The 5,333-nt window shown below is 38.1% G+C and carries 3 protein-coding genes and 1 pseudogene; all 4 read left to right on the plus strand.

The window, feature by feature from the left end:
• Positions 1-288, plus strand: a pseudogene (locus B5D30_RS11985) (xylose isomerase); the annotation flags it as partial.
• Positions 289-595: 307 nt separating this feature from the next.
• Complete coding sequence (locus B5D30_RS11990; protein WP_078808312.1) at positions 596-2,572, plus strand: alpha-glucuronidase; 1,977 nt, start codon at positions 596-598, stop codon at positions 2,570-2,572.
• Positions 2,565-3,731 carry a GDSL-type esterase/lipase family protein gene (locus tag B5D30_RS11995; RefSeq protein WP_078808313.1) on the plus strand — a complete coding sequence of 389 codons (1,167 nt, stop codon included), beginning with the start codon at positions 2,565-2,567 and terminating at the stop codon, positions 3,729-3,731. Before B5D30_RS11990 ends, B5D30_RS11995 begins: the two co-directional genes overlap by 8 nt.
• Positions 3,732-3,807: 76 nt before the next feature.
• A complete protein-coding gene (locus tag B5D30_RS12000; protein WP_078808328.1) occupies positions 3,808-5,133 on the plus strand; it encodes an ABC transporter substrate-binding protein in 1,326 nt (441 codons plus the stop codon).
• Positions 5,134-5,333: the final 200 nt, after the last annotated feature.

The following is a 5,333-nucleotide window of genomic DNA, read 5'->3' on the forward strand; positions in this document are numbered from 1 at the left end:
CGTACTTCATTTGAAATGGAAGATTTGTTCTTGGCACATATTGCAGGAATGGACACATTCGCAAGAGGATTGAAAGCTGCAGCGAAAATCGTTGAAGACAAATTCTTGGAAAATGTTGTCGACAAACGTTACGCAAGCTACAAAGAAGGCATTGGAAAATCAATCCTCGAAGGCAAAGAAGACTTCAAGAGCTTGACAGAATACTCACTGAAAAACGGACAAAATATAAAAATCGAATCAAGCCACATTGAATATGTGAAATCGAGATTGAATGATTATTTGTTCTAGTCCGAAAAGCTAGGAGGGGTGTTTTGAAGTCTGCAACAGTGAACCATGTCGTTTATATACTCGAAACGAAGTTTCGAGCGACATTGTGAACAGTTGCCAGACTTCAGCCCCTCATAGCTAGACAACGAAAAGCGAAGCGGGGCGTTTTGAAACTTGTCGCAGTGAGCCACAGCATTTACTTGCTTGAAACTTTAGTTTCAAGTGCTGTTGCGAACAGCGACCAAGTTTCAGCCCCTCATAGCTAGACAAAGAAACTAAAGCAGTACGGTGCTAGTTCATGAGAAAAAACAAAATCAGGAGAAATCAAATGACCAGAGATAAGTGTTGGCTAAAAAAGAAAATAGCCAATCCAGCATTTACAGGATATTTTATTGAAAAAACAGATGTGATAAGTGAAGTAATCGTGCAAGAAATGGACAATTTATTTCTCGATTGTCCGCTTGTGGAAAAAGGAAAAGCTTATTTGACTTTTGAACTTGTGAATCATCTCGTTCTTGGCGAGGAAGGATTTGTGCTAGAAAAAAATTCTTCAACGCTCACTCTTTCAAGCAATACGACAAAAGGGTTGCTCTATGGACTTTTTCAGCTTTATATGGCTGAAATTACAGGGAAAAATCTTGGAGAGAAGTTTACCTCTGTTCCCGATCAAGCAATTCGCATGATTAATCATTGGGATAATTTTGATGATAGTAATTTCCATGGCACAATTGAGCGTGGATACGCAGGGGATTCTGTTTTCTATCTTCCAGAGGGAGAATTTCGTCGTGATGAACAACTTTTGTTAGAATATGCACGTTTGCTCTCTTCTATCGGGATTAATGCGATTTCGATAAATAATGTCAACGTTCATAAAAAAGAGGCATTCTTTATTACGGACAAACATTTGAAAGATGTAAAGCAAATCAATGATATTTTTGCCAAATACGGCATAAAAACATTTTTGAGTATCAATTTTGCCTCCCCGAAAATCGTTGGAGGATTAGAAACAGCTGACCCCCTAGATAACGAAGTTATCGCATTTTGGGAGGGGATTGTTCAAAATATCTATCAGCAAATACCAGATTTCGGTGGTTTCTTGATCAAGGCAGATGCCGAGGGAGAACCGGGACCATTTGCTTACGGACGAAATCATGATGACGGAGCCAATATGCTGGCTCGCACATTGAAAAAATTTGAAGGCATTTTGATTTGGCGGTGCTTTGTTTACAATCATCTTCAAGATTGGCGAGATAGAACAACTGATCGAGCAAAAGCTCAATACGACAATTTTGCCAAACTGGACGGGAAATTTGATGACAATGTTATTTTACAAATAAAAAATGGTCCTATTGATTTCAATGTAAGAGAGCCGATTTCTCCACTTTTTGGAGCGTTGAGGGCAACCAATCAAATGCTTGAGCTACAAATTACGCAAGAATATACAGGTCAGCAAAAACATATTTGCTATTTAGTTCCGAGTTGGCGACGAATTTTGGATTTTGATACAAAGTATGAAGTTGAACAATCTCAAATAAAGGATATCTTCAAAAATCAATCGCCAAATAAACGCTACTCTGGTATTGCAGCAATTGGCAACGTTGGCATGGATAGCAACTGGACGGGGCATAAACTTGCACAGGCGAATTTTTACGGTTATGGTCGCTTGATTTGGAATAATTATTTATCAAAAGAAGAAGTAACGGAAGATTGGTTGCGTTTGAGCTTTGATTTGTCAAATGAGGCTTTGGAGCAATTGGCGGAAATTTTATTGACTTCATGGGAAACCTATGAAGATTATACTGCTCCTCTTGGATTGGCTCCAGCCTTGGTAAAACCAAATCATCATTATGGCCCAGATATTGACGGATATGAATACAGTCCTTGGGGTTGTTATCATTATGCGGATAGAGAGGGGTTAGGACAATTTAGAACAGTGGCAGAAGGGACAGGTTATACTCAGCAATATTCGCCAGCATTAGCGGATTATTATGAAAATCCAGCAACTTGCCCTGATGAGACGATTTTATTTTTTAGAAGAATGAACTATACAGACAAGCTAAAAAGTGGAAAAACAGTTATTCAACACATTTATGATACGCATTTTAGAGGGTACGAACGAGTGCTAGAGTATCAAAAAACTTGGTTGTCGCTTGAAAATGAAATAGATGAGAAAAGTTTTCAAAACGTAGCCACACGATTAGAAGAACAAGTTCGTTGTGCTAGAGACTGGCGAGATGAGATTAATACTTATTTTTATCGTAAAAGTGGGATTCCTGATGAACAAGGACGTGTGATTTATGCGTAAGAAATGGGCAAATGTTTGGAGTTATACCCAACAAGATTACCGTTCTTCTCCCTCAACAATTGAAAATCAAGTGCAAATTGTGCGTATTCGTTCCAATCACGTGACGAATCAATTGAAATTGCGTTTTTCTAACGAATATGGCATGGAAACAATAAAGTTTCACAAAGTGCTTGTGCGAGTATTAGAAGAAAAAACGCTGAACGTAAGAGAAGAAAAGGTTGTACATGTTGCAGGGAAAGAGGAAATTTCTATTTTCCCTGCAAGCAATCTGATTAGCGACACTCTAACGTTTGAAGTGAAGTATGGCATGATTCTTGAGATTGAAACGCATTTGAAAAAGCCGACTGTTTTGCATAGCGGCACGGTTTCGTATTCAAGAAGAGAGCTTGAAGTGTTCAACTATGTCGGAGACAATCGCACATTTGTCGAACAAAAAGAGCTTTTCCAAATGGTCAAGGATAATACACGAATGTTTTATGTGTATGGCATAAGCGGTGTGGATTTTTTGGTCAACGAGAAAGTAAAAACGATTGTTGCTTTTGGCGATTCGCTTACTCAGCAGGGATTTTGGGTAGATCATTTAAAAGGGCGGCTGTTTCAAGAAAAACAGCATGAAATCGCAATTTTGAATAGAGGAATTGGTGGGAGTCGAATGTTAAAAGGGCAAAATCCGAAAAATGATGTGTTCACTCGTCACGGAAACGCAGGCTTGTTTCGTTTTGAAAAAGAATTATTCATGTATGGCGAAATTGATAGTGCTATCTGTTTTCATGGCATAAATGACTTGATTTCTCGCCATGACGGAGGAAATGAGTATGAATTTAGTTTTGAGGATATTTTGCTCGGATTCACTCAATACGCCAATCTTGCTCATCAGCATAATGTAAAGGCGTACATTGCAACGATTACTCCAATGAAACATTCGATTTTTTTCAATGAATCATTTGAAAAAGAAAGGCAGGCAGTGAACGAATGGATTCGAGAGCAACGCTATTTTGACGGAGTATTCGATTTTGAAAAAGCAGTCGTAGATAAAAATGATTCAGCCCTACTTGCTTATGACTACGATTGTGGTGACGGTTTACACTTGTCAGACAAAGGAGGAAAAGCATTAGCTGAAAGTATTGATTTGGCAATGCTTTTGGGAAATGAACGATAAAAATCGTTTGCAAATAAAAAATGAAACGAACAAACAGAAAAATTGTTTGAAAACTATTTTACGAGGAGAATTTATCATGAAAAAATGGCAAAAATTAGCATTATCAACAGTTACAATCTTATCAGCGGCAGCACTTTTATCCGCTTGTAACGCAGGGAAGAAAAAAACAGATTCATCGAAAGGAAAAGGAGATGTCGAAATTAGTTTTAGCTGGTGGGGAAATGATGACCGCCATAAAGTAACACAAGAGATGATTGATAACTTTGAAAAGGAAAATCCAACGATAAAAGTCAAAGGGGAGCCTAGTGGTTTTGGGGATTTAGACCAAGTATTTACCACACGTTATGCAGGAAATACATTGGCAGATGTTACGACTGTGTTGTATGATTGGGTGCCACAGTTTGGGCAAAATGAGGGATTTTATGATTTAAGCAAAATCAAAACTTTAGATTTATCTAGCTATGATAAAGACTTTTTGAAATTTGGTCAAGTAGACGGTAAACAAGTAGCAGTGCCTTACGGTGAAAATGTTATCTGTATGTATGTCAATAAAACAGCCTATGAGAAAAATGGTATTGATGTAGCAAGTTTGAAAACGTGGGATGATTACAAAGAGGCAGCGAAAAAATTGCCAGAGGGTTCGTTTATGATTGCCTCACCAACTTGGCGTTTTCCAGTAACAGTATGGTTGCAACAAAAAACTGGGAAAGCTGAATTTGACGAAAAAGGTGATATGAACTGGAGTGAAAAGGACTACTTAGAAGCGATGACATGGTATAAAGAAATGGCAGATGCTCGTGTATTCGTTTCACGTAAATCTTATCTTGAAAATGTCGGAACAGAACCCGTTTCACTTGCTACGAATAAAAAATATTTAGAAGGAGAATACGGCGGTGGTATTGGCTGGAATGCTGGGATTGCCTCTGATTTCATTGCACTTGAAGAGGCAGGGCAAGAACTTGTTGTTGTTGACTACCCTATCGCTGAGGGGGCAACAAAAGTGAACTTGCTTTCTAAGCCGTCATTATTATTTGTTGTTAAGAAAGATGAAAAAAATCCAGAACAAGTGGGGACATTCCTGAATGATTTCTTGAACGGCAAAAAAGCCAATGAAATTTTAGGTCTTTCACGTGGGATTCCAGCAAGTACAAAAGCAGTTGAGGCACTCGAAGAAACAGGTCAATTAACAGGCGGTATGAAAACGGCATATGATTATGTAAAAAAAGCGGATAAAATTTCAGAAACACCTTTCTATGAAAATGGTACATTAACAACCATTTACACAGCAGAAATGGAAGCTGTGGAACTAGGGAAAACAGATTTAAAAACAGCAGCGAAAAATGTTTACAATAAAACAAAAGAACAAGCAGCAAAACTTGCGAAGGATTACAAATTAAAATAAAAAATTGTAATCGTTCCTCTAAAGACTCCGATGAGGTTAAAATTAGCAATTCTGAGTAAGCGTGAGTTTTTAGAGGTACCCTAATATAGAAAAAAAGAAAAGCGGAGAGGAGTGTTTTGAAGTCTGCAACAGCGAACACTGTCGTTCATTTACTAGAAACGTAAGTTTCTAGCGACATTGTGAGCAGTTGCCAGACTTCA

The sequence above is a fragment of the Pilibacter termitis genome (assembly GCF_900167335.1).
Classification (GTDB): domain Bacteria; phylum Bacillota; class Bacilli; order Lactobacillales; family Streptococcaceae; genus Pilibacter; species Pilibacter termitis.